Origin of the sequence: Burkholderia sp. IT-111MI5 (assembly GCF_949752865.1) — a bacterium.
In the GTDB taxonomy this organism is placed as follows: Bacteria; Pseudomonadota; Gammaproteobacteria; order Burkholderiales; family Burkholderiaceae; genus Burkholderia; species Burkholderia pyrrocinia_C.
In genome coordinates this window covers 357,134-382,209 of record NZ_CATKIF010000066.1, presented here as the reverse complement: position 1 = coordinate 382,209, position 25,076 = coordinate 357,134, and the positions used below count along the sequence as shown (strand labels likewise).

Sequence of the window (25,076 nt, the reverse complement as noted above, 5' to 3'; positions counted from 1 at the left end):
GCTCAGGCCGCCGGTGTCGCGGCGACGGCTTCCGCGATGCTCGTCGTGCCGTCCCGGACGCGCGCGAAGGCAGCGTCGCGCAGATTGCGCACGCCTTCGGCCACCGCGCATTGTGCGAGTTCGCCGACGCTCGCCCGCGTGACGATGCGTTCCGCCAGCGCGGGCGATACCGGCATCGTCTGATGCAGGCCGATGCGGCCGCGATAGCCGATACCGTGACACACGGAACAGCCGCGCGCGACGAACGGCCGCCATCCGGCTGCCAGGGCCGCCGGGTCGCAGCCGGCTTCCCGCAGCACGCGCGCCGGTGCGTCCGAGTGCATGCGGCACGCGACGCACAAGCGCCGGACGAGGCGCTGCGCGGTGACGAGGTGCAGCGCGGCCGCGAGGTTGTACGGCGCGACACCGATGTCGAGCAGCCTCGCGACGGCGGCCGGCGCGTCGTTCGTGTGCAGCGTCGACAGCACGAGATGGCCGGTCTGCGCCGCCTTGATCGCGACGTCGGCCGTCTCCGCATCGCGAATCTCGCCGACCATGATGATGTCCGGATCCTGTCGCAGCAGCGCGCGCAGCGCCGTCGCGAACGTGAGCCCTGCCTTTTCGGCGACACCGACCTGGCTGATCCCGTCGAGCTGGATCTCGGCGGGATCCTCGACCGTGCAGACGTTGTGTGCGTCGCGATCGAGCATCTGCAGCGCGCAGTAGAGCGACAGCGTCTTGCCGCTGCCGGTCGGACCCGTGACGAGCACGAGGCCGTGCGGTGCACGTATCGCGGCTTCCATTGCTGCTGCCTGCTGCGCGTCGAAGCCGAGGCGGGCGAGCGTCAGATCGGGCGGCAGCGTTTCGAGGCGACGCAGCACGAGCTTTTCGCCGAACAGCGTGGGCAGCGAACTGACGCGATAGTCGCCGCGCGTGCCGCCGTCGATCGCGATGCGCAGCCTGCCGTCCTGCGGCAGCCGCCGCTCGGCGATGTCCATGCGCGCGAGGACCTTGATCCGCGTGACGAGCGCGTCGCGCAGGTGTAACGGCGGCCGCGCATGTTCGTGCAGCACGCCGTCGATGCGCAGGCGGATGCGCCAGCCGGCTTCGAACGGTTCGACGTGGATGTCGGATGCGTCGCGCACGCGTGCCGCGTGAAGCGTGTCGGTCAGCAGCCGCACGGCCGGTGCGTCGTCGAGTTGGGCCGCGTCGAGCGCGTATGGTGCGGCGGCGGGCGACGCATCGGAGTGGGCGGGCTGCGGCTGCGTGCGCAGCGGCGCCCCGGGAGGAGGGAAATGCATGTGAGCCGGCGCGTCGGCCGCCTGTTGAACGTGACCTGCAGATGGTCGCGCGTCGCGGGCGGCGCCGGCAGTCGGCCGTTCGGCTAACGCAGGGCGGTGCGTGCGGTGCGCGCGCCGCGCGGCTTGAAGAGCTTGACGGTGCGCACGGCCTGGTCGTCGCTGCGCATCACCTCGAGCATCACGTCGCCGATTTTCAGGCACACGTCGTCTTCCGGAATTTCCTCGAGGGTTTCGAGAATCAACCCGTTCAGCGTCTTCGGCCCGTCGGTCGGCAGCTTCAGGTGCAGCCAGCGGTTCAGTTCGCGCAGCGGCATGCCGGCCGTGACGATGCATTCGCCGTTCTCGTCCCAGCCGCCCGCGCGTTCGCTGCGCGGCATCGACGTCGTGAATTCGCCGATCAGCTCCTCGATGATGTCTTCGGGCGTGACGAGCCCTTCGAGCTCGCCGTATTCGTTGACGACGAGCGCGGTACGCTGCCGGGTCTCCTGGAAATACTGGAGCTGCTGAACCACCGGCGTGCCCGACGGCACGTAGTACGGCTCGGCGAGCAGCGAGCGCAGCGTTTCGCGGTCGAACTCCTGGTTGTGCAGCGCGGTCAGCGTCTTGCGCACGTGCAGCACGCCGAGCACCTTGTCGATGTCGCCTTCGTAGACGACGAGCCGGTTGTGATAGCAGGTTTCGAGCTGGTGCAGGACGTCGTCGAGCGGCGCATAGAAGTTGAGCGATTCGATCTGGCGGCGCGGCACCATCACGTCGTCGACCGTGATGTTCTCGAGGTCGAACAGGTTGAGCAGGATGCTGCGGTGCTTGGTCGGCATGAAGCTGCTCGACTCGAGCACGATGGCCCGCAGTTCGTCGGCGGACATCCGCTGGTCGCGGCCCTTCTTCGTGTTGATGCGCAGCACCCACAGCACGCCGTTCGCGAGCGCGTTGACGAACCAGACGACCGGCTTGAACACGCGCATCAGCGGCGCGATCACGAGGCTCGCGGGCAGGGCGATGCGTTCGGGGAAGGTCGCGCCGACGATCTTCGGCGCGATTTCCGCGAACACGATGATCAGGAACGCGACGATGCCGGTCGCGATCGACAGCGCGAGATTGTTGCGGCCGAACGTATGGAGCGCGAGCGACGTCGTCAGGACCGGGATGATCGTGTTGAACAGGTTGTTGCCGATCAGGATCACGCTGAGCAGCAGGTCAGTACGCGTGAGAAGCCCCTGGGTGGTCTTCGCGCCGAGTGCGCCCTGGCCGGCGAGATGCTTCAGCCGATGGCGATTGAGCGCCATCATCGCGGTCTCGGAAATGGAGAAGAAGCTGGAACAGAGGAGAAGCAGGAAGACGGCGCTGATTTGCGCCCATAAGGGAATTTGGTCCACGCGTCGGAAAGGGCAGTGAAGGACAGGAATGGAGGGAATATAGCAGAGGCCGGCGACCGCGATGTGTCGTGCGCGACACGATGGGCCCGCAGCGGCCGGGCAAAAAAAAACCGTGCACGCAGTGCACGGTTTTTTACAAATCTGGTCGGGGTGAGAGGATTCGAACCTCCGGCCTCTACGTCCCGAACGTAGCGCTCTACCAGGCTAAGCTACACCCCGATTTGGACTCTTCCGATTTCGCAGTCTTCTTCAAGACCGCTGCGTCGTCGAGCAAGAACATAACTATAACGACGTTTCTTCGAAAATGGAATACCTTGGCGAAGAAATTTTTCGAGACGGGGGAATCGCACCGTGTCGAACGTGCGTCGTTGCAGCAGTGGCGACGACGCACGCAATGCGTTTACGACTGCCGCGACGTCGAGTACGAGCACAGCGCGAGCAGGCTCTCCTTATAGATCGAATCGGGGAACGCGGCGATCGCTGCCGCTGCCGCCTGCGCTTCCTGGCGTGCGCATTCGAGCGTGTGATCCAGCGCGCCCGAACGTGTGATCGCTTCGAAAATCGTGTCGAAGCGATCGGTGCCGCCCTGTTCGATCGCCTCGCGTGCAAGCGCCGACTGTTCCGGCGTGCCGCGTTCGATCAGGTAGATGAGCGGCAGCGTCGGTTTGCCTTCGCGCAGGTCGTCGCCGGCATTCTTGCCCATCGCCTCGACGGTGCCAGCGTAGTCGAGCCAGTCGTCCATGATCTGGAACGCGGTGCCGATCCGGCGGCCGTATTCGGCGGCGGCGGCTTCGGTCGGCGCATCGGCGCCGGCGAGCACCGCGCCGAGACGCGCCGACGCCTCGAACAGTTTGGCTGTCTTGTAGCGGATCACCTGCATGTAGCGCGTTTCGTCGACGTCCGCGTCGTGCATGTTGAGGAGCTGCAGCACCTCGCCTTCGGAAATGATCGTCGTCGCTTCGGACAGGATCTCCATCACGCGCATCTTGCCGACGCCGACCATCATTTCGAACGAGCGCGAATAGAGGTAATCGCCTACCAGCACGCTCGCCGCGTTGCCGAACAGCGCGTTGGCGGTCTGGCGGCCGCGGCGCAGCTCGGATTCGTCGACGACGTCGTCATGCAGCAGCGTGGCCGTATGGATGAACTCGACGACGGCGGCCAGCACGTGCCGCTGGTGCGACGTCTCGCCGAGCGCGCCGGCGACGAGCAGCAGCAACGCCGGACGCAGCCGCTTGCCGCCCGCACCGATGATGTACTCGGCGATCTGGTTGATCAGCAGCACGTCGGACGCGAGGCTTTGCCGGATAACGCGATTCACCTGCTCCATGTCGCTGGTGATCGGAGCGAGCAGGTGGGCGGCGCTGAGGGTGGGGGAGGCGGTGGACGACGACATGATGATGGAATTGGGTGATGCCGCGGATTATAAGTCGAATCCGAGATCTCCCGGTCTGTCGGACGTGCCGCAGCCGCGATTTTGGCCGTCCGGCCGAGGCCGGCGTACGGCAATCGTCGATCGGTTTTGACTTGGGTGCTAACCCCATGTATAATCACGTGTTTTCCGCGCGTGGTGTGCGGAAAAATTGGATCCAGAGTGAGGTTCTCAATGTACGCGGTCATAAAAACCGGCGGCAAGCAGTACAAGGTTGCCGTTGGCGAAAAACTCAAAGTAGAACAGATACCGGCTGACATTGACGCTGAAATCACGCTCGACCAGGTTCTCGCAGTGGGCGAAGGCGAATCGATTAAGTTCGGTACGCCGCTGGTCAGTGGGGCTTCCGTCAAGGCCACCGTTGTGTCGCACGGTCGTCACGCCAAGGTCACCATCTTCAAGATGCGTCGCCGGAAGCACTACCAAAAGCACGGCGGCCACCGCCAGAACTACACTGAGCTGCGCATCGACGCGATCAACGCGTAAGCGCCTCGGTTAAGGAGCAATCAGATGGCACACAAAAAGGCAGGCGGCTCTTCCCGGAACGGCCGCGACTCCGAGTCGAAACGTCTCGGCGTGAAGGTGTACGGCGGCCAGGCAATCAATGCCGGCGGCATCATCGTGCGTCAGCGCGGCACGCGCATGCACGCAGGCGAGAACGTCGGCATGGGCAAGGATCACACCCTGTTCGCGCTGGTCGACGGTCACGTGAAGTTCGCGACGAAGGGCGCGGACAAGAAGCATCTGGTCATCGTCGTCCCGGCGGCTGCCTAAGTTCAGGCACCCACGGGCTTCGAGCCGAAAGGCCCCGCAGTCTTCGCGGGGCCTTTTTTATTTGGCCGCCGGGCGCATGTGCGTTCCGGCGACCGTCGTGCAACCGGCGTACGATCGGCCGAACGGCAGATTGTTCAAGCGCGCCGGCGCGCGGCACAATAGCGGAAATACTGGGCGGAGTGACGAATGAAGTTCATTGACGAAGCACGAATCGAAGTCATCGCCGGCGACGGAGGCGATGGCAGCGCGTCGATGCGCCGCGAGAAATTCGTCCCGTTCGGCGGGCCGGACGGCGGCGACGGCGGCCGGGGCGGTAGCGTCTACGCGATCGCCGACCGCAACATCAACACGCTGATCGACTACCGTTACGCGAAGAAGCACCTGGCGCGCAATGGCGAAAACGGTCGCGGCTCGGATTGCTACGGCAAGGGCGGCGACGACGTCACGCTGCGCATGCCGGTCGGCACGATCATCAGCGACATGGATACCGGCGAGCTGATCGCCGACCTGACCGAGCACGACCAGCAGGTGATGCTCGCACAGGGTGGCTCTGGCGGCCTCGGCAACCTGCATTTCAAGTCGAGCACGAACCGCGCGCCGCGTCAGAAGACAGACGGCAAGCCCGGCGAGCGGCGCATGCTGAAGCTCGAGTTGAAGGTGCTCGCCGATGTCGGCCTGCTCGGTATGCCGAACGCGGGCAAGTCGACGTTCATTTCGTCGGTGTCGAATGCGAGGCCGAAGATCGCCGACTACCCGTTCACGACGCTCGCGCCGAATCTCGGCGTGGTGCGCGTCGGCCCGAGCAAGAGCTTCGTGATCGCCGACATCCCGGGGCTGATCGAGGGCGCAGCCGAAGGCGCGGGCCTCGGGCATCAGTTCCTGCGTCACCTGCAGCGCACCGGCGTGCTGCTGCATCTTGTCGATCTCGCCCCGTTCGACGAAAGCGTCGATCCGGTCGCGGAAGCGACTGCGATCGTCGGCGAGCTGCGCAAGTACGATGAGGCGCTGTACGAGAAGCCGCGCTGGCTCGTGCTCAACAAGCTCGACATGGTGCCGGAAGACGAGCGCGAGGCGCGCGTCGCGGATTTCCTCGAGCGCTTCGGCTGGGACGGCCCCGTGTTCGAGATTTCGGCGCTGACGGGGCAGGGCTGCGAAGCGCTGTGCTACGCGATCTACGATTACCTGTCCGAGCATTCGGACGCGCATCGCGCGGCGGAGGCGGAAGATCTCGCGGCGGACGTGCGTTTCCGCGATGCGCCGCCTGCGAACGGCGGTGCAGTGCCGGGCGACGACGCCTGAGCGGTTCCGGAACGCGCCGGGCGTGCCGCCCGGCGTCGGCGTTCAATCGCGCCCGGCCGGGCTGGCATCAGATACAGGAGACAGTGCAGGATGCGTTCGATCATCGCGGATTCGAAGCGATTGGTGGTGAAGGTGGGCTCCAGCCTCGTGACCAACGACGGCAAAGGGCTCGATCATGCTGCAATCGGCCGCTGGGCCGCCCAGATCGCCGCGCTGCGCGCTCAGGGCAAGGAAGTCGTGCTCGTCAGTTCGGGCGCGATTGCCGAAGGGATGCAGCGGCTCGGCTGGAGCAAGCGGCCGCGCGAAATCGACGAGCTGCAGGCCGCCGCCGCTGTCGGCCAGATGGGGCTCGCGCAGGTCTATGAGAGCCGTTTCACCGAACACGACATCCGCACCGCGCAGATCCTGCTCACGCACGCCGACCTGGCGGACCGCGAGCGTTACCTGAATGCGCGTTCGACGCTGCTCACGCTGCTGCGGCTCGGCGTCGTGCCGATCATCAACGAGAACGACACGGTCGTTACCGACGAAATCAAGTTCGGCGACAACGACACGCTCGGTGCGCTCGTCGCGAACCTGATCGAAGGCGATGCGCTGATCATCCTGACCGACCAGTCGGGGCTGTTCACGGCCGATCCACGCAAGGATCCGAACGCGACGCTCGTCGCCGAGGCCAATGCGGGCGCGCCGGAACTCGAGGCGATGGCGGGCGGTGCGGGCTCGAGCCTCGGCCGCGGCGGGATGCTGACGAAGATTCTCGCGGCGAAGCGTGCGGCGCACAGCGGCGCGAACACCGTGATCGCGAGCGGCCGGGAGTCGGACGTGCTCGTGCGTCTGGCGGCCGGCGAGGCGATCGGCACGCAACTGATCGCACGTACCGCGCGGATGGCGGCGCGCAAGCAATGGATGGCCGATCACCTGCAGGTGCGCGGCCATGTCGTGATCGATGCCGGCGCGGTCGAGAAACTGACGGCCGGCGGCAAGAGCCTGCTGCCGATCGGCGTGACCGGCGTGCAGGGCGCGTTCGCGCGCGGCGAGGTGATCGCGTGCGTCGGTCCCGACGGGCGCGAAGTGGCGCGTGGGCTCACGAACTACAGCAGCGCCGAGACGAAGCTGATTCAGCGCAAGCCGAGCGGCGAGATCGAGACCGTGCTCGGCTACATGCTGGAGCCTGAACTGATCCATCGCGACAACCTCGTGCTGGTGTGACTGTCCGCTCCGGATCCGGTAGCCAAATAAAAAGCCCGCGTGATGCGGGCTTTTTGCATGGTGCGGGACGGAGCAGGCGGCTCGTGCCGCGTACCGTCAGCGCAACTGGCTCATTGCGGTGCGGTGAAACCGGATGTTCTCCAGGATCTGCTTGGTCGAGCCTTGCGGCATCTTGTTCGCGCAGAAATAGTCCTGATAGAGCGACGAGTGGTACGCATTCAGTTCGCCGTTCTCGATGCGCCGCCAGTCGTTCTCGACCGTGCGGTCCCAGCCGTCGTGTTCCGCATTCAGGCCGGCGTACTGCCGCCATTCGTAGGTGTCGCAGCGGATGCCTTCGTAGTTCACATTGCGCGCGCCGGCCGGGCTCGTGATGACGACGGCGTAGCGCACGACGCCATCGGTGCCGACCGCGAGCGACTTCGCATCGACGAAGAACTTGAGCGGCGTGTTCTGCGATACGTTGAACGGCAGCAGGTCGCCCGTCTGCGGCAGCGGCGGCAGTGTGTCGACCGCGTTTTCCTTCCAGGTGCCCTGGCGGTCCAGCAGATACACGAACTCGCTGTCATCCTTGTTGGTCGGCGTCTTCGAATTCGCGCAACCGGCCAGCATGGCCGCTGCGGCAATCGATGCGAGCGCGAGAGCAATCGCTTTCAATATGCATTCCTCGTAAAAAAAGGGCGCGACACAAGGTCGCGCCCGGTCATGCAGTCCGACTCGTCATTTGCCGACGATCACGTGGGGCGGCATCTCGTCGAGCGTGCCCGCTTCCACTTCGATCTCCGAACAGACTACCGATGTGTCGACAATCGTCAACGTCTGCTGGGCCTGTGCGCCGATGACGCGCGGATAGCGCGACAGACGCGGCCCGCGCGGCTTTTCGGCTCGCTGCGCCGGGCGGCGCAGGAAGCGCGACAGTTCCGTCAGCGCCAACTGATAGACATCCCGCTTGAACTCGATCACCGCATCGAGCGGCACCCAGTACTCGTTCCAGCGCCACGCATCGAACTCCGGGTGATCGGTCGCGCGCAAGCAAATGTCGCAATCGCGTCCAACCATCCGCAGCAGGAACCAGATCTGCTTCTGGCCGCGGTAATGACCGCGTACTTCGCGTTTGATGAACTTGTCAGGCACCTCGTAACGCAACCAGTCGCGAGTGCGGCCGATTATCTTGACGTGTTCCGGATGCAGGCCCGTTTCCTCGTGCAGTTCCCGGTACATCGCCTGCATGGGGGTCTCGCCGTACTTGATCCCACCTTGAGGAAACTGCCAGGAGTGCTCGCGGAGCCGCTTGCCCCAAAACACCTCGTTGCGCGCGTTCAAGAGGATGATGCCGACGTTCGGGCGAAAGCCTTCACGATCCAGCATACAACCACCTTCGAATCCTTTAAAATTGCTTTGATTATAAACAGATAACGGGCGCTGCGCACCGTGACGGAGCGAATCCGCGCGGGGCACACCGGCTGAATTGTCCCTGATTAGTCTGCTACGTCATCTGCGCCATCGTCGTTCGTCGCGCGCAGCTTTTTCACCTTGAAACTTTTTCGGGCGCCCCGCCTGGGGGCGCCGTTTTTGGAACCGTCCGCATGAAAGCTTCCCGTTTCTTTATCGGCACCCTGAAAGAAGCACCCGCCGACGCAGAGATCGTCAGCCACAAGCTGATGGTACGCGCCGGCATGATCCGTCGCGTCGCCGGCGGCATCTATAACTACCTGCCGGTCGGCCTGCGTTCGATTCGCAAGGTCGAGGCGATCGTGCGCGAGGAAATGAACCGGGCGGGCGCCATCGAGCTGCTGATGCCGGCCGTGCAGCCGGCCGAGCTGTGGCAGGAATCGGGCCGCTGGGAACAGTACGGCCCCGAGCTGCTGCGCTTCAAGGACCGCAAGGACAACGATTTCGTGATCGGGCCGACGCACGAGGAAGTCGTCACCGACATCGCGCGCAACCAGATCAAGAGCTACCGGCAGATGCCGGTGAACTTCTACCAGATCCAGACGAAGTTCCGCGACGAGATCCGTCCGCGCTTCGGCGTGATGCGCGGCCGCGAATTCATCATGAAGGACGCATATTCGTTCGACAAGGATGCGGCCGGCCTGAACGAGTCGTATCGCAAGATGTACGACGCGTACGTGCGCATCTTCACGCGCCTCGGCCTCGAGTTTCGTGCGGTCGCGGCCGACAGCGGCTCGATCGGCGGCAACTTCTCGCACGAGTTCCACGTGATCGCCGACACCGGCGAGGACGCGATCGCCTACTGCCCGACGTCCGAGTTCGCGGCGAACATCGAGGCGGCCGAAGCGCTGCCGCTGATTGCCGAGCGCGCTGCGCCGGCAGAAGCGATGGAAAAGGTCGCGACGCCGGGCAAGGCGAAGTGCGAAGCCGTCGCCGAACTGCTGGCCATCCCGCTCGAGCGCACGATCAAGTCGATCGTGCTCGCGACCGACAACGAAGGCGCCGAGCCGACCATCTGGCTCGTGATGCTGCGCGGCGACCACGACCTGAACGAGATCAAGGTGTCGAAGCTGCCGGGCCTGAAGAACCACCGCTTCGCGACCGAACAGGAAATCGTCGAGTGGTTCGGCACGCCGCCGGGCTACCTCGGCCCGGTCGGCACGAAGAAGCCCGTGAAGGTGATCGCGGACCGCACGGTCGCGAACATGAGCGACTTCGTCGTCGGCGCGAACGAGGTCGACTATCACATCGCGGGCGTGAACTGGGGCCGCGACCTGCCCGAGCCGGACGTCGCCGACGTACGCAACGTGCAGAAGGGCGACCCGTCGCCGGACGGCAAGGGCGTGATCGACATCTGCCGCGGCATCGAGGTTGGCCACGTGTTCCAGCTCGGCACCAAGTACTCGGAAGCGCTGGGCGCGACGTTCCTCGACGAGTCGGGCAAGCCGCAGCCGATGCTGATGGGCTGCTACGGCGTCGGCGTCACGCGCATTCTCGGCGCGGCGATCGAACAGAACTTCGACGACCGCGGCATCATCTGGCCGGAGTCGATCGCGCCGTTCGAGGTCGTGCTGTGCCCGATGGGCTATGACCGCAGCGAAATGGTGCGCGAGACCGCCGACAAGCTGTACGCGGAACTCGTTGCGGCCGGCATCGACGTGATCCTCGACGACCGCGGCGAGCGTCCGGGCGTGATGTTCGCCGACTGGGAGCTGATCGGCGTGCCGCATCGCCTCGTGATCGGCGAGCGCGGCCTGAAGGAAGGCAAGATCGAGTATCAGGGCCGCCGCGACGCCGAAGCGACGCTGCTGCCGGTCGACGCGGCCGCGGCGACGGTCGCGGAGAAGATCCGCGCCGCGCTCGCGCACTAAGCGCGGCGACCGGGGGGCACGATGGAATACACGTTCCTGTCGGCCACCGTGCTCCTGGTGCTGATCACCGATCCGCTCGGCAACATCCCGCTGTTCATTACGGCGATGCGGGACGTGCCGCGCGAGCGGCGCGTGAAGCTGATCCTGCGTGAAGTGGGGATCGCGTTCGTGATCCTGCTGTTCTTCATGGTGGTCGGCGACCGCTTCCTGCGGATGATGAGCCTCACCGACCTGTCGTTGCGGCTCGGCGGCGGGATCGTGCTGTTCCTGATCGCACTGCGGATGATCTTCCCGCATCCGGACGGCGCGCTCGGCAGCGATCCGCGCGCGGGAGGCGAACCGTTCATCGTGCCGCTCGCGATTCCGGCACTCGCCGGGCCGTCGGCGCTCGCGACGGTGATGCTGCTGACGTCGCAGGCGCCGGGCAAGATGTTCGAGTGGGTCGGCGCGCTGACGGTCACGATGCTCGTCTGCGCGGTCACGCTGGTATTGGCCGAACGGATCCAGCAGTGGCTCGGCGAGCGGACGGTCGCGGCGTTCGAGCGGCTGATGGGCCTCGTGCTCGTCGCGATTTCGGTCGAGATGCTGCTGGCCGGCATCCGCGCGTTCGTGCACCAGCTGTAGGGCGGCGCGCACACGAAAAAAAGCGGCGCTCCGGGAAACCGGAGCGCCGCTTTCTTTTATATAGCGGGCAGCGCGGCGATCAGACGTTCGCGGTCAGCGCGCGGATCGTCGGCAGGTTGCGCCAGTAGCCCTTCGCATCCATCCCGCAGCCGAACACGTAGCGGTCCGGCACCGAGAAGCCGCAGAAGTCGGGGTGCAGCGGTTTGGCCTTTGCGAGCGTCTTCTCGCACAGCACGGCCGACATGAAGCGCTGCGCGCCCATGTCGAGGATGCGGTCGCGGATCGCGGCCATCGTCTCGCCTTCGTCGAGGATGTCGTCGAGCACGAGCACGATCCGGTCCTTCACCGACTCGCGCGGCGCGACGCGCCAGTGCATCTCCGGGCTGCCCTGCGTCGTGTTGCGGTAGCGGGTCAGGTGGATGTAGTCGAATTCGAGCGGGAAATCGAGATGCGGCAGCAGCATCCCGGTAAACACCGCGGCGCCGCCCATCACCGAGAGAACGAGCGGGAACGCATCGCCGATCTCGGCGCGGATCGCGTCGGCCATCCGGGCGATCGACGCATTGACGGCGTCGGCCGAGACGATCTCTTCGGAGTGGTCGAAAATGTGGAGGGCTTCTTCGCGGTTCATGTGTTCTGGCGGGCAGTCGGTATACAAATAAGGATGAAGCAGAACGGACGGCGCGCGCTACAGCAAAAACCCGCGCGCCGGCCGACGGGCGGAATCAGCGCATGCCGGGCATCATGCCCTTCAGGCCGCGCATCATCTTCTGCATGTTGCCGCCCTTCAGCTTCTTCATCATCGTACGCATCTGGTCGTACTGGTTCAGCATCCGGTTGACTTCCTGCACCGGCACGCCCGCGCCGGCCGCAATGCGGCGCTTGCGCGTCGCCTTGATGATTTCGGGTTTCGCGCGCTCGGCGGGCGTCATCGAGCTGATGATCCCTTCCATCCGGCGGATCTGCTTTTCGGCCTGGCCCATGTCGGCGCCGGCCGCCGCCTGCTGGAATTGCGCGGGCAGCTTGTCCATCAGCGACGACAGGCCGCCCATGTTCTTCATCTGCGAGATCTGCGCGCGGAAATCGTTCAGGTCGAAGTCGCCGCCCTTCTTGACCTTGTCGGCGAGCTTCTGCGCGGCCTGCACGTCGACGCCGCGCTGCGCTTCCTCGACGAGCGCGAGGATGTCGCCCATGCCGAGGATCCGGTTCGCCATCCGGTCGGGGTGGAACACCTCGAGGCCGTCGAGCTTTTCGGCGACACCGACGAACTTGATCGGCTTGCCCGTGATGTGGCGCACCGACAGCGCGGCGCCGCCGCGCGAATCGCCGTCGAGCTTGGTCAGCACGACGCCGGTGAGCGGCAGCGTGTCGTTGAACGCCTTCGCGGTGTTGACCGCGTCCTGGCCGAGCATCGCGTCGACGACGAACAGCGTTTCGGCCGGCTTCAGCGTGCTGTGCAGCGCGGCGATTTCCTGCATCATCGCCTCGTCGATGCCGAGGCGGCCGGCCGTGTCGACGATCAGCACGTCATGGTAGTGGCGCTTCGCCCAGTCGACGGCCGCCAGCGCGATGTCGACGGGCTTCTGGTCCGGCGTCGACGGGAAGAAGTCGGCGCCGACCTGTTCGCTCACCGTTTTCAACTGCATGATGGCGGCCGGACGATACACGTCGCACGACACGGTCAGCACCTTCTTCTTGTACTTCTCGCGCAACAGCTTCGCGAGCTTGCCGACGGTCGTGGTCTTGCCCGCGCCCTGCAGGCCGGCCATCAGGATCACGGCGGGCGGCGTGACCGCGAGATTCAGCTCGGCGGCCTTGCCTTCGTAGTCGCCGCCGATCACGGCGGTCAGTTCCTTCTGGACCACGCCGACGAGCGCCTGACCCGGCGACAGGCTGCTGATCACTTCTTCGCCGAGCGCCTTTTCCTTGACCTTGGCGATGAATTCGCGGACGACCGGCAGCGACACGTCGGCTTCCAGCAGCGCGAGACGCACCTCGCGGAGCATCTCCTGCGTGTTGGCCTCGGTGAGCCGGGCCTCGCCGCGCAGCGTCTTGACGACGCGCGCCATCCGTTGAGTGAGATTGTCGAGCATGGGGAGCGATGGACAGTGGGGCCCGAAGGCGCGGCGGAACCGAACAAAGGGAGCCGTCGCGGGAAGGGGGCCTAGTGTAAACTTCGAACATGGATATTGTACTGTATGCCCTCACCGCATTCCTGTACGGCGGCCTCGCCGTCGCAGGCTGGCGCACGCATCGCCAGGGCGCGACGCCGCTCGTCGCGAGCGTGCCGGCCGTGCCGGTTCCCGCGTCCGCCGCGTCCGGGATGAGCGGGGCCGGCCGCGCGCTGCTGTTCGCCGCGCTCGTCGCGCACGGCGTGCTGCTCCACATGACGATTTTTCCGAACGACGCGATGGTGTTCGGCTTCGCGTTCGCGCTGTCCGCGATGTTCTGGCTCGGCGCCGGCATCTACTGGATCGAGAGCTTTTTCTTCCCGCTCGACAGCCTGCGCCTGCTGGTACTGCCGCTCGCGTGCGGCGCGTCGCTGCTGCCGCTGGTGTTCGGCGGCGTGCGGGTGCTGCCTTATGCCGCGGCGCCGCTGTTCAAGCTGCACTTCCTGATCGCGAACATCGCGTACGGCCTGTTCGCGATCGCGGCGCTGCACGCGATCCTGATGCTGATGGTCGAGCGGCGCCTGCAGTCGCTGCGCAACGGCGGGCGCGACGGCTCGACGGGCTGGATCGCGAGCTGGCTCGAAACGCTGCCGCCGCTGCTCACGCTCGAGAAGCTGCTGTTCCGCCTGATCGGCGCCGGCTTCGTGCTGCTCACGCTGACGCTCGCGTCGGGCATCCTGTTCAGCGAGCAGGTCGACGCGCGCGCGCTGCGGCTCGACCACAAGACCGTGTTCGCGATCCTGTCGTGGCTGATGTTCGGCGGCCTGCTGGTCGCCCGCAAGACATCGGGCTGGCGCGGGCGCGGCGCCGCGCGCTGGGTGCTCGTGTCGTTCACCGCGCTGCTGCTCGCGTATGTCGGCAGCCGGTTCGTTTTCGAGGTGCTGCTGCACCGTTCCGTGGTTTGACCGCAGGTTTCCGATGCGACAGATTCTTCTCCTGATTCTTCTCTTCTTCGCCGGTTCGTGGCTCGCACGCAAGCTGCGCCAGGCCCAGGAGCACGCGCAGGCACGCACCGGCCGCGGCGCGGGTGACGGCGGCGCGCCGGGTGCCGGCGCTGCGCGCCCGAACGGCGACACGCGGTCGCTGCCCGAGCCGATGGTGCGCTGCGCCGAATGCGGCGTGCATGCGCCGAAGGGCGACGCCGTCGCCGCGGGCGGCGAATACTTCTGCAGCGCCGAGCACGCACAGCGCCACGCCGCGCGCGCGAGCGGTCACGACGCACGATGAGCGGCGCGCCGCCGTTGTCGGTCGACGCGAACGGCTGGGTGCGCGAAGCGCGCCATGCGCCGTCGCCGAACTTCGAGGCGCGGCCCGCGGGTGCGGTGCCGACGCTCGTGGTCGTCCACAACATCAGCCTGCCGCCCGGCGAATTCGGCGGCGACGCGATCGAGGCGCTGTTCCTGAATCGCCTCGACTGCGATGCGCACCCCTATTACCAGAGTCATCTGCGCGGGGTGCGCGTGTCCGCGCACTTCCTGATCCGCCGCAGCGGTGAGCTCGTGCAGTTCGTGTCGTGCGACGAGCGCGCGTGGCACGCGGGCTCGTCCGAGTTCTTCGGTAGGGCGCGCTGCAACGATTTCTCGATCGGCATCGAGCTCGAAGGCGCGGACGACGTGCCGTTCGACGACGCGCAGTACGCGATGCTCGCCGCGCTCTCGCGCGCGCTCGCCGCACGTTATCCGGTCGACGCATTCGCGGGGCACTCGGACGTCGCGCCGGGTCGCAAGACCGACCCGGGCCCGCATTTCGATTGGCAACGCTTCGCGAGCGATGCCGGTTTTTCCGCCGAATACTTTCCTTTCCGTCAGTACTGATCGCGGGGTTTTTTGACCGGAGAAAGTTTTTTCTCCGACCAATGCCTTGTCGTGTCGGCGCGCGAGCGATGTCAAGACCTCTATCGCAAATTATCCGTTTTGACCTCGTCCGAATGTCCACTATACTTGGTGCCAGTTGAGCAGTTCTGCACTAGATATAGTGTGTGTCGCAGGGGAAACCCCGAGCGGCACCGGCCGGCGGGCAACGCCGGCGGACGGGGTTCTCAGGGCGGCGCGTCGGGCCGGGCGGTCACAGCGTCGCGATCAGCGCAGCGAATTTCGACGGGGCAGGGTACACATGACGAAGCACACGACCGGCTCGGTTGTCGCGCATCGACCGAACCGGCTTCCCCGACGCATCGCTCGCCTCTTACCGCTCGCGCACCGCATTGCGCAGCGTTCGTTTTAATCCGCGGTTCTCTCCGCACCATCCAACACCAGGAGCTTTGCACATGCAAACCACCGACAACGCGACGTCCCAGTACGAGAGCGCCTCGAGCCGTCCGCTCGGCGGGACCGAACAGGGCGCGCAAGCGCTCGCGCCGCAAGCCACGTTTGCCGACTACAAGGTGATCCGCCGCAACGGCAGCGTGGTGTCGTTCGAGCCTTCGAAGATCGCGATCGCGGTGACCAAGGCTTTCCTGGCCGTCAACGGCGGGCAGGGCGCGGCATCGGCGCGCGTGCGCGAGCAGGTCGAACAGCTGACGCACAACGTGGTGCGCGCGCTCGTGCGCAGCCGCCCGAACGGCGGTACGTTCCATATCGAAGACATCCAGGACCAGGTCGAACTCGCGCTGATGCGCGGCGGCGAGCACAACGTCGCGCGTGCGTACGTGCTGTATCGCGAGAAGCGTCACCTCGAGCGCCAGCATGCGGGCGAGGAGGCAGCGGCGGCAGGCGGCGAGTCGAGCACCGGCATCAACGTCGTCGACAACGGCGTCTCGCGTCCGCTCGACATGAACGCGCTGCGCGCGCTGATCGTGTCGTCGTGCGATGGCCTCGGCGCTGCGGTTAACCCTGAGCCGATCGTCGCGGAGACGGTGAAGAACCTGTACGACGGCGTGCCGATGAGCCAGGTCTACGACTCGGCGATCCTCGCTGCGCGCACGATGATCGAGAAGGACCCGGCATACAGCCAGGTCACGGCCCGCATCCTGCTGCACACGATCCGTCGCGAGATCCTCGGCGAGGAAGTGGTGCAGGCCGAGATGTCGGCCCGCTACGCGGAATACTTCCCGCAGTTCCTGAAGCGCGGCGTCGACGCCGGCCTGCTCGACGACAAGCTGCTGCAGTTCGACCTGAAGCGCCTCGGTGAAGCGCTCGACGCGAACCGCGACCTGCAGTTCGGCTACCTCGGCCTGCAAACGCTGTACGACCGCTACTTCCTGCACGTCGACGGCACCCGCATCGAAATGCCGCAGGCATTCTTCATGCGCGTCGCGATGGGCCTGTCGCTGAACGAGATCGACCGCGAAACGCGCGCGATCGAGTTCTACAACGTGCTGTCGAGCTTCGACTTCATGAGCTCGACGCCGACGCTGTTCAACTCGGGCACGCATCGCTCGCAGCTGTCGTCGTGCTACCTGACGACGGTCGCGGACGATCTCGACGGCATCTATGAAGCGCTGAAGGAAAACGCGCTGCTGTCGAAGTTCGCCGGCGGTCTCGGCAACGACTGGACGCGCGTGCGCGCACTCGGCTCGCATATCAAGGGCACGAACGGCAAGTCGCAAGGCGTGGTCCCGTTCCTGAAGGTCGTGAACGACACGGCCGTTGCGGTCAACCAGGGCGGCAAGCGCAAGGGCGCGGTCTGCGCGTACCTCGAATCCTGGCACCTCGACATCGAGGAGTTCCTCGAGCTGCGCAAGAACACGGGCGACGATCGCCGCCGTACGCACGACATGAACACGGCGAACTGGATTCCCGACCTGTTCATGAAGCGCGTGATGGAAGGCGCCGACTGGACGCTGTTCTCGCCGTCGACCTGCCCGGACCTGCACGACAAGTTCGGTGCCGATTTCGAGAAGGCTTACACGGCTTACGAAGAGAAAGTCGCGCGCGGCGAGATCAAGCTGTTCAAGAAGATCCCGGCGCAGCAGCTCTGGCGCAAGATGCTCGGCATGCTGTTCGAGACGGGCCACCCGTGGATCACGTTCAAGGATCCGTGCAACATCCGCTCGCCGCAGCAGCACGTCGGCGTCGTCCACTCGTCGAACCTGTGCACGGAAATCACGCTGAACACGAGCGACACCGAAATCGCGGTGTGCAACCTCGGCTCCGTGAACCTGCTCGCACACCTGGTGAAGCAGGCCGACGGCAGCTACGCGCTCGACCACGACAAGCTGAAGCGCACGATCAGCGTCGCGATGCGCATGCTCGACAACGTGATCGACATCAACTACTACGCGGTGCCGAAGGCGCGTAACTCGAACCTGAAGCACCGCCCGGTCGGCATGGGCATCATGGGCTTCCAGGACTGCCTGCACCTGCTGCGCACGCCGTACGCGTCGGAAGCGGCGGTCGAGTTCGCCGATCGCTCGATGGAAGCGGTCTGCTACTACGCGTACTACGCGTCGACCGAGCTGGCCGAAGAGCGCGGCCGCTACTCGAGCTACCGCGGCTCGCTGTGGGATCGCGGCATCCTCCCGCAGGACACGCTGAAGCTGCTGACGGAAGCGCGCGGCGGCTACGTCGAGGTCGACACGTCCGAGTCGCTCGACTGGACGACGCTGCGTTCGCGGATCGCCGCGCACGGCATGCGCAACTCGAACTGCGTCGCGATCGCGCCGACGGCGACGATCTCGAACATCATCGGCGTGTCGGCGTGCATCGAGCCGACCTTCCAGAACCTGTACGTGAAGTCGAACCTGTCGGGGGAATTCACGGTGGTGAACGAGTTCCTCGTTCGCGACCTGAAGGAACGCGGCCTGTGGGACGAAGTGATGGTCGCCGACCTGAAGTACTTCGACGGCATGCTGTCGCGCATCGACCGCATCCCGGCCGACCTGCGCGCGATCTACGCGACCGCGTTCGAAGTCGATCCGACGTGGCTGGTCGAAGCCGCATCGCGTCGCCAGAAGTGGATCGACCAGGCGCAGTCGCTGAACATCTACATGGGCGGCGCGTCGGGCAAGAAGCTCGACGAGGTCTACAAGCTCGCGTGGCTGCGCGGCCTGAAGACGACCTACTACCTCCGCACGATGGCGGCGACGCACGTCGAGAAGTCGACGGTCGCACACGGCGCGCTGAACGCGGTGCCGACGGGTGGTTCGAGCAGCGGCGGCGCGCAAGGCGCGGCAGGCGGCTTCGGTGCGGCAGGCGGCGATGCGTCGTCGGGCGCGATCGGCGCAGCGGCGGCACTCGCGCCGGTCGAGGCCGACGGTCCGGTGTGCACGATGCGTCCGGGCGATCCGGGCTTCGACGAATGCGAAGCGTGCCAGTAACGCAGCGCGCCTGACCTGAAGATGTGCCGTGCGGCGCGCACGACGACCGATCGAGGTTGAAGTGTGCGCCGCTCTCAACTAAAAAAATGATAAGGAATCTGTAACGCGGCACCAGCGTTGCAGGCAGCGACAAGCGATCGAAACATCCCCGACGACGTCGCGTTTCGATCAGCGTTCGATGCGTCGAGCGCACCTCGCGATACACGCGCGACACACGTCGCGCTCTGCATGAACGACGATGCGTTGCTCAAAGTGTTGTATCGAGGTCGCAACGCGAATCGAAAAAAGGATTTTTCGTGAGCGAACCCTTTTATCGCTCAGGAAAAGATGGTACAAACCGTTCTAAATTGATGGTGAGAATTTATGCTCAACTGGGATGACGAGAAGACTGCCGTAACTCCCGCGAGCGGAGCGCAGCACAATGCGATGCGCGCCCCCGCAGGAGTGGCTGTCGGAATGCAGGCTGCGTCGCCTGCCGCCCATCAGGTCCGCGACATTTTCGAAGGCGATCTTGCGGTGCCGCCGCAAGCATCGGCTGTTCCCGCCGGCGGTTCGGAAGCGCGGGTCAATGTCGCCGACAAGCGCATCATCAACGGCCAGACTGACGTCAATCAGCTGGTGCCGTTCAAATACAAGTGGGCGTGGGAAAAGTATCTGGCCGGTTGCGCGAACCACTGGATGCCGCAGGAAATCAACATGTCCCGCGACATCGCTCTGTGGAAGGACCCGAACGGTCTGACCGAGGACGAGCGCCGCATCGTGAAGCGCAACCTTGGCTTCTTCGTGACGGCCGATTCGCTCGCGGCGAACAATATCGTGCTCGGCACGTACCGCCACATCACGGCGCCCGAGTGCCGGCAGTTCCTGCTGCGCCAGGCGTTCGAAGAGGCAATCCACACGCACGCGTATCAATATATCGTCGAATCGCTCGGTCTCGACGAAGGCGAGATCTTCAACGCGTATCACGAGGTCGCGTCGATCCGCGCGAAGGACGAATTCCTGATCCCGTTCATCCACACGCTGACGGACCCGGCCTTCAAGACCGGCACGCTCGAAGCGGATCAGAAGCTGCTGAAGTCGCTGATCGTGTTCGCCTGCATCATGGAAGGCCTGTTCTTCTATGTCGGGTTCACGCAGATCCTCGCCCTCGGCCGCCAGAACAAGATGACGGGTGCTGCAGAGCAATATCAGTACATCCTGCGCGACGAGTCGATGCACTGCAACTTCGGCATCGACCTGATCAACCAGATCAAGCTCGAGAACCCGCATCTCTGGACCGCGGAATTCCGCGCCGAGATTCGCGAGCTGTTCAAGCAGGCTGTCGAACTCGAATACCGCTACGCCGAGGACACGATGCCGCGCGGCGTGCTGGGTTTGAACGCGTCGATGTTCAAGAGCTATCTGCGCTTCATCAGCAACCGCCGTTGCCAGCAGATCGGCCTCGATCCGCTGTACCCGAACGAGGAAAACCCGTTCCCGTGGATGAGCGAGATGATCGACCTGAAGAAGGAGCGCAACTTCTTCGAGACGCGTGTGATCGAGTATCAGACGGGGGGCGCGCTGTCCTGGGAATGACCCGCAGCAGCGAACCCGTCACATGATGGAGCAGCCGGCGGCCTCTCGGCCCCGGCCCAAGGTTTAGGAGCAAGAACGCCTGATGCAAAGCATGCCCGGTGCCTTAGCGGCCCAACGACACGACAGGCACTTTGCGAACCCTTCAGTGGGATGGGCAAACTTCCCTCCGGATAAAGCGGACGGCCGTGTGGCGGTCCGCTTGATCAAGCGATTAGGGGTAGCGGCGCGAGGCGCGCCGGCTACCGACTTGATTTGGCGCGCGAGGCCGGGTGGTCACGCGCGCCATACCGTATTCATTAGCGTAAGCGCGCGGTATCCGCGTACGCCGATGAATAGCCCGCTTCGAAGCGCACGTCCTGAACAGCGTCCGCGGGAAGCGGGTTTTGACGAAGGGTGTAGTTTGAACTGACTCTCATCTGAACCTGAAGGAGAACAACATGGCTACCGCCAAGAAGAAACCGGCTGCTAAGAAAGTTGCTGCCAAGAAGACCGTCGCGAAGAAGGCCGCTGCTCCGGCGAAGAAGGCCGCTGCAGTGAAGAAGGTTGCTGCGAAGAAGGTCGCGGTGAAGAAGGTTGCCGCGAAGAAGGCAGCACCGGCGAAGAAGGCCGCTGCGAAGAAGGTCGCGGCCAAGAAGGTCGCAACGAAGAAGGTTGCAGCCAAGAAGGTCGCAGCGAAGAAAGTCGCAGTGAAGAAGGTTGCTGCGAAGAAGGCAGCGCCGGCCAAGAAGGCCGCTGCGAAGAAGGTTGCAGCCAAGAAAGTCGCAGTGAAGAAGGTTGCTGCGAAGAAGGCCGCACCGGCCAAGAAGGCTGCTGCCAAGAAGGCCGCGCCTGCGAAGAAGGCTGCTGCCAAGAAGGCTGCGCCTGCGAAGAAGGCCGCTGCGAAGAAGGCTGCACCCGCCAAGAAGGCTGCCCCTGCTGCGAAGAAGGCTGCCGCTCCGGCGAAGAAGGCTGCTGCTCCGAAGAAGGCCGTCGTGAAGAAGGCTGCACCGGCAACGACCGCGTCGACCGCATCGGTTGCGCCGGCATCGGGCGTGAAGACCGCGCTCAACCCGGCAGCGGCATGGCCGTTCCCGACCGGCAGCCGTCCGTAATCGCGGCTGACCAGCATCACCCGGGCACTCACGTGGTGTCCGTGGGTTGAGTAGCGCTACTCAATCAGTCCCGCCATCTGGCTCAGGTGGCGGGATTTTTTTCGTCCGTATTCGCCCATGTACCGGCCGCGGCGAGTACGGACGAAAAAAAACGCATGTGCAGCTTCGCACATGCGTTCGACTGCGGCTTGCGCCGCATGCTGAGGTACCCGGTTAGTGCGTGACGCGCGTGACGCCGCCGCTCGACAGCAGCCGCACACGCTCGCCGGCGCGGAACGCTTCGCCGCTTGCTGCCTGCGTGATCGAGCGCAGGTCGCCGTTGTCGAGGCGCACGGTGATTTCGACACCGTTCGCCGTGCTGAGGTTTTCGCCGACCGCGTTGCCCGCGACCGCACCGACGAGACCGCCGGCGATTGCCGTCAGGATCGATCCCTTGCCGCCGCCGATCGCGCTGCCTGCGACCGCGCCGAGTGCGCCGCCGCCGAGCGTGCCGATCGCGCTGCCGCCGCCGTCGGACTGGATGCGAACCGCACGGACGCTTTCGACCGTGCCCATGCGGACCGTCTGTTCGCGCTGCGCCTGGCCGACGCTATAGACATCTGCCGAACCGGGTGCCGTGAAGCAGCCGGCGAGGGTCAGCGTGGCAGTCAGCATGGCCGCGAGCGTGAGGTTTTTTTTCGTCAACATTTTGGCTCTCCCACAATATTCATTTGAGACTGTAACCGAATGCAGCCTCGAAGCGCGCGTCGATTTCGGTGCGCGTCAGTACGTAAGTCTGGGGCCCCTGGTGAGCGATCTTGATCGAGCCCATCAGGCTCGCGAGGCGGCCCGTGGTTGCCCAGTCGAGGCCGTTCTCGATACCGTACAGCAGGCCGCCCCGGAAGGCATCGCCGCAGCCGGTCGGATCGACGACACGCTCGGCCGGCACAACCGGAATCTGCTCCGTGCCCTGCTTGTGGCGGATGGTCGCGCCGTGCTCGCCACGCGTAATGACGAGGGCGTCGACCCGGCTGGCGATTTCGTCTTCGGACCATCCCGTTTTGTCGCTCACCAGCTTGGCCTCGTAGTCGTTGACCGCGACATAGGTCGCAAGTTCAATGCTGCGGCGCAGCGTCGCGCCGTCGAACAGCGGCAGGCCCTGGCCCGGATCGAACACGAACGGCACACCGGCCTTGGCGAGCTCTTCCACGTGCTGCACCATCCCGTCGAAGCCGTCGGGGCCGACGATCGCGAGCTTGATGTCCGGCGCGTCGCCCGCATGGTTCAGGTGCGACTGCATCATCGCGCCGGGGTGGAACGCAGTGATCTGGTTGTTGTCGAGATCGGTCGTGATCATCGCTTGCGCCGTGTACGTATCGGGCAACACGCGAACGTGATCGCAGCGCAGGCCGAGCTGGTCGAACCGGTCGAGATACGGCTGCGCGTCGAGCGCGCCCATCGTCCCCATCATGCGCGCATCGCCGCCGAGCAGGTGCAGCGCGTACGCGATGTTGCCCGCGCAGCCGCCGAATTCGCGGCGCATCGTCGGCACGAGGAAGCTCAGGTTGATGAGGTGCACCTGGTCGGGCAGGATGTGCTCGCGGAACCGCCCTTCGAAGGTCATGATGGAGTCGTAGGCGATCGAGCCGCAAATCAGCGTAGCCAAGGTGTGCGTTCCTGTAGAAATGAGAGGCCCTGCGCGACAGCGCCGCGCGAAGGGCGCGGCGCGGCAGGGGACAGCGGGGAAATGCTTACTTCAGTGCGGCGAGCGCGGCGTCGTAGTTCGGCTCGTCCTTGATCTCGCCGACGAGTTCCGCGTGGATCACCTTGTCCTGCGCGTCGAGCACGACGACGGCACGTGCGGTCAGGCCGTTCAGCGGGCCGCTCGTCACGTCGACGCCGTATGCGTTCGCGAACGCGCGGCCGGTGCGGAACGTCGAAGCCGTCACGACGTTCGCGAGGCCTTCGGTCGTGCAGAAGCGCGTGGCGGCGAACGGCAGGTCGGCGGACACGACGACCACGACCGTGTTGTCGAGCGACGACGCGGCTTCGTTGAACTTGCGGGTCGACGTCGCGCAGGTCGGCGTGTCGAGGCTCGGCACGATGTTCAGCACCTTGCGCTTGCCGGCGAAGCTGGCGAGCGACAGGTCGGCGAGGTCCTTGCCGACCAGCTTGAAATCGGCGGCTTGGGCGCCGACGGCCGGGAACGTGCCGGCGAGATCGATCGGGTTGCCACCCAGCGTAACTTTGCTCATGTTCGTGCTCCGAAATAGCGCGCCGCTCGGGCGCGCGGGTTGAGACGGGCGCGCAGGCGCGCGCCGCGGCGCGTCACGGATAGAAGATCTGGACGCGGAAATTCGAGGCGGGCGTGCCGTTCGTTTCGACGCGGACGATCATCGTCTGCGTCTTGCCGGGCGGCAGCCCGGCGTCGATCGGCGTGCCCGGGCGCACGTAGTCGCGCGGCGCGAGCACGCGGCGCACGGTCACGTGATTGGTGTCGTCGAGCAGCGTCAGTTCGAGCGACGGGTACGCGAGCGCGACACGGTAGCGGTTCGTCAGCGGCACCTTCAGCTCGAGCACGCGCGGGCCGTCGAGCTGGCGCAGGTCGGTCGCGTCGAGCCGCAGGCCGTCGATCGCGCGCGGCGGCGCGACCGTGCAGCCGAGCGGCGCGCACGCCTGACGGAACCAGCCCTGCGTGACGGGCCAGTAGATCATCAGCGTCTCGCGCTGCCACCATGCGAGTTGCGCGACGAGCAGGAAGGCCAGTACCGCGGCGACGAGGCCGCCGAAAAAGCCGCCGAGCAACCCGCGCCGCTGCGGCGCGCGCGTCTCGCGCGTGACGGCGAAGGGCGGGCGATCGTCGTCGGTCAGCGCGGCCGGGAACGGCGCGGCGGGCGCGTCGGTGATCGCGGCCGGTGTTTTGTCGTGCCGGGCGGCGGCGTCGGGTTCGGATCCGGTTTCGGGTGCGGTTACGGCCGGCGCCGGAGCGAACGCAAAACGCGGCTCGCGCGGAGCGCGCTCGTCGTCCGGTACGGCGAAGTGCGCGTGGCCCACGGGTCCGGTGTCGTCGGTAGCGGCTTCTGCTTCCGACGGAATGTGGGCGACGAAGCGGGGCTCATGCGGGTCGCGTTCGACGGGGGGCACGACGGGCGCGGGCGATGCTTCGGCTTCCTGTTCCGTTTGCGTCGAATGCGGTTCGGCCGGTTGCACGGCGTCGGCGGATGCATCGAGCTCGGTCGGGGACGGGAACGGCGCGGGCGTACCCGACAGGTGAACGATGCCGGCTTCGGTGGACGGGAGCGCGAGCGGCACCAGCGGCGCGCTGCGCACGGTCTGCACGTTGTGCTGCAGCGACGGATCGACGCCGGCGTCGAGCCACGGCGCCCACATGTCCCAGCCTTCCGGCTTGTAATCGGTGTCGGACGGCAACCCGGCCGGCGCGTCGGCGGCGAACAGCCGTGCGGGCGCGGCCTGGTGGTGCGCGTCGCCGTTCTCCGGCGCGGCAGCCGTTTCGGTCAATGCCGGTTCGGGCTGCTGCGCGTGCTCGGGAACGAGCGATTCCGACGCGTTGAAGACTTCGTGGCAACGCCCGCAGCGCACGAGCCCTTCATGCAGCGAGAGCTGTTCCTGCTGCAGTCGGAAGACGGTTTCGCAATGGGGGCAGCGCGTCGCAAGAAGCATGTCGAGCC

Annotated in this window: 24 protein-coding genes and 1 tRNA gene; 13 read left to right on the top strand and 12 right to left on the bottom strand. The window is 65.6% G+C overall.

What is annotated here, in order from left to right; genetic code table 11:
* Positions 1–2 precede the first annotated feature (2 nt).
* The 4 genes from ACM6JT_RS31185 to ACM6JT_RS31170 form a co-directional block, all read right to left on the bottom strand.
* The gene (locus ACM6JT_RS31185; RefSeq protein ID WP_414857868.1) at positions 3–1,280 is read right to left on the bottom strand and encodes a GspE/PulE family protein; all 1,278 of its coding nucleotides are present in this window, start codon (positions 1,278–1,280) and stop codon (positions 3–5) included.
* An 83-nt stretch (positions 1,281–1,363) separates the two neighbouring features.
* A complete protein-coding gene (locus ACM6JT_RS31180; protein ID WP_414857867.1) occupies positions 1,364–2,656 on the bottom strand; it encodes an HlyC/CorC family transporter in 1,293 nt (430 codons plus the stop codon).
* Between the two features lie 142 nt (positions 2,657–2,798).
* Positions 2,799–2,875, bottom strand: a tRNA-Pro gene (locus tag ACM6JT_RS31175).
* A gap of 181 nt (positions 2,876–3,056) precedes the next feature.
* On the bottom strand, positions 3,057–4,052 hold the full coding sequence (locus ACM6JT_RS31170; protein WP_034182656.1) for a polyprenyl synthetase family protein: 996 nt from the start codon (positions 4,050–4,052) through the stop codon (positions 3,057–3,059).
* A 210-nt stretch (positions 4,053–4,262) separates the two neighbouring features.
* On the opposite strand from ACM6JT_RS31170, the gene rplU reads away from it, so the two are divergent.
* The 4 genes from rplU to proB all read left to right on the top strand — a co-directional run bounded on the left by rplU (position 4,263) and on the right by proB (position 7,370).
* Positions 4,263–4,574: a 50S ribosomal protein L21 gene (gene rplU / locus ACM6JT_RS31165; RefSeq protein ID WP_006025184.1), complete on the top strand. Its 312-nt coding sequence runs from the start codon at positions 4,263–4,265 to the stop codon at positions 4,572–4,574.
* Positions 4,575–4,598: 24 nt separating this feature from the next.
* The gene (gene rpmA / locus ACM6JT_RS31160; protein WP_006476999.1) at positions 4,599–4,862 is read left to right on the top strand and encodes a 50S ribosomal protein L27; all 264 of its coding nucleotides are present in this window, start codon (positions 4,599–4,601) and stop codon (positions 4,860–4,862) included.
* Positions 4,863–5,048: 186 nt separating this feature from the next.
* On the top strand, positions 5,049–6,161 hold the full coding sequence (gene obgE / locus ACM6JT_RS31155) for a GTPase ObgE (protein ID WP_034182657.1): 1,113 nt from the start codon (positions 5,049–5,051) through the stop codon (positions 6,159–6,161).
* 90 nt (positions 6,162–6,251) lie between these two features.
* Complete coding sequence (gene proB / locus ACM6JT_RS31150; RefSeq protein ID WP_034182658.1) at positions 6,252–7,370, top strand: glutamate 5-kinase; 1,119 nt, start codon at positions 6,252–6,254, stop codon at positions 7,368–7,370.
* 96 nt (positions 7,371–7,466) lie between these two features.
* On the opposite strand, the gene ACM6JT_RS31145 is transcribed toward proB, so the two are convergent.
* Complete coding sequence (locus ACM6JT_RS31145) at positions 7,467–8,024, bottom strand: CNP1-like family protein (RefSeq protein ID WP_034182659.1); 558 nt, start codon at positions 8,022–8,024, stop codon at positions 7,467–7,469.
* 63 nt (positions 8,025–8,087) lie between these two features.
* The gene (locus tag ACM6JT_RS31140; protein WP_034182660.1) at positions 8,088–8,735 is read right to left on the bottom strand and encodes an RNA pyrophosphohydrolase; all 648 of its coding nucleotides are present in this window, start codon (positions 8,733–8,735) and stop codon (positions 8,088–8,090) included.
* 218 nt (positions 8,736–8,953) lie between these two features.
* On the opposite strand from ACM6JT_RS31140, the gene ACM6JT_RS31135 reads away from it, so the two are divergent.
* Positions 8,954–10,690, top strand: coding sequence for a proline--tRNA ligase (locus tag ACM6JT_RS31135; protein WP_034182661.1), 1,737 nt, complete (start codon positions 8,954–8,956; stop codon positions 10,688–10,690).
* Between the two features lie 21 nt (positions 10,691–10,711).
* A complete protein-coding gene (locus ACM6JT_RS31130; protein ID WP_034182662.1) occupies positions 10,712–11,314 on the top strand; it encodes a MarC family protein in 603 nt (200 codons plus the stop codon).
* Between the two features lie 79 nt (positions 11,315–11,393).
* On the opposite strand, the gene ACM6JT_RS31125 is transcribed toward ACM6JT_RS31130, so the two are convergent.
* Both ACM6JT_RS31125 and ffh read right to left on the bottom strand, forming a co-directional pair.
* On the bottom strand, positions 11,394–11,945 hold the full coding sequence (locus ACM6JT_RS31125) for a hypoxanthine-guanine phosphoribosyltransferase (RefSeq protein WP_034182663.1): 552 nt from the start codon (positions 11,943–11,945) through the stop codon (positions 11,394–11,396).
* A gap of 94 nt (positions 11,946–12,039) precedes the next feature.
* Positions 12,040–13,407, bottom strand: a complete 1,368-nt coding sequence (ffh, locus tag ACM6JT_RS31120) for a signal recognition particle protein (RefSeq protein ID WP_034182664.1) — start codon at positions 13,405–13,407, stop codon at positions 12,040–12,042.
* 89 nt (positions 13,408–13,496) lie between these two features.
* On the opposite strand from ffh, the gene ACM6JT_RS31115 reads away from it, so the two are divergent.
* From ACM6JT_RS31115 to ACM6JT_RS31085, 7 genes are all read left to right on the top strand, one after another.
* Positions 13,497–14,390, top strand: coding sequence for an inner membrane protein YpjD (locus ACM6JT_RS31115; RefSeq protein WP_414857866.1), 894 nt, complete (start codon positions 13,497–13,499; stop codon positions 14,388–14,390).
* Between the two features lie 13 nt (positions 14,391–14,403).
* Positions 14,404–14,712, top strand: coding sequence for a PP0621 family protein (locus tag ACM6JT_RS31110; protein ID WP_034182666.1), 309 nt, complete (start codon positions 14,404–14,406; stop codon positions 14,710–14,712).
* Complete coding sequence (gene ampD / locus ACM6JT_RS31105) at positions 14,709–15,299, top strand: 1,6-anhydro-N-acetylmuramyl-L-alanine amidase AmpD (protein ID WP_131947293.1); 591 nt, start codon at positions 14,709–14,711, stop codon at positions 15,297–15,299. Before ACM6JT_RS31110 ends, ampD begins: the two co-directional genes overlap by 4 nt.
* A 452-nt stretch (positions 15,300–15,751) precedes the next feature.
* Entirely contained in the window at positions 15,752–18,742 is a 2,991-nt protein-coding gene (locus tag ACM6JT_RS31100) for a ribonucleoside-diphosphate reductase subunit alpha (RefSeq protein WP_105389875.1), read from the top strand.
* A 363-nt stretch (positions 18,743–19,105) separates the two neighbouring features.
* Positions 19,106–20,317, top strand: coding sequence for a ribonucleotide-diphosphate reductase subunit beta (locus ACM6JT_RS31095; protein ID WP_034182669.1), 1,212 nt, complete (start codon positions 19,106–19,108; stop codon positions 20,315–20,317).
* Between the two features lie 82 nt (positions 20,318–20,399).
* Positions 20,400–20,726, top strand: coding sequence for a hypothetical protein (locus tag ACM6JT_RS31090; protein WP_072436369.1), 327 nt, complete (start codon positions 20,400–20,402; stop codon positions 20,724–20,726).
* 28 nt (positions 20,727–20,754) lie between these two features.
* Positions 20,755–21,408, top strand: a complete 654-nt coding sequence (locus tag ACM6JT_RS31085; RefSeq protein WP_034182670.1) for a histone H1-like DNA-binding protein — start codon at positions 20,755–20,757, stop codon at positions 21,406–21,408.
* 213 nt (positions 21,409–21,621) lie between these two features.
* On the opposite strand, the gene ACM6JT_RS31080 is transcribed toward ACM6JT_RS31085, so the two are convergent.
* The 4 genes from ACM6JT_RS31080 to ACM6JT_RS31065 form a co-directional block, all read right to left on the bottom strand.
* Positions 21,622–22,095, bottom strand: a complete 474-nt coding sequence (locus ACM6JT_RS31080) for a glycine zipper 2TM domain-containing protein (protein ID WP_034182671.1) — start codon at positions 22,093–22,095, stop codon at positions 21,622–21,624.
* Between the two features lie 19 nt (positions 22,096–22,114).
* Positions 22,115–23,053 (bottom strand): carbohydrate kinase family protein, encoded by a 939-nt coding sequence (locus ACM6JT_RS31075; protein ID WP_034182672.1) that lies wholly within the window; start codon positions 23,051–23,053, stop codon positions 22,115–22,117.
* An 85-nt stretch (positions 23,054–23,138) separates the two neighbouring features.
* Positions 23,139–23,642 (bottom strand): thiol peroxidase, encoded by a 504-nt coding sequence (tpx, locus tag ACM6JT_RS31070; RefSeq protein ID WP_034182673.1) that lies wholly within the window; start codon positions 23,640–23,642, stop codon positions 23,139–23,141.
* 73 nt (positions 23,643–23,715) lie between these two features.
* Positions 23,716–25,068, bottom strand: a complete 1,353-nt coding sequence (locus ACM6JT_RS31065) for a DUF3426 domain-containing protein (protein ID WP_414857865.1) — start codon at positions 25,066–25,068, stop codon at positions 23,716–23,718.
* Positions 25,069–25,076 lie beyond the last annotated feature (8 nt).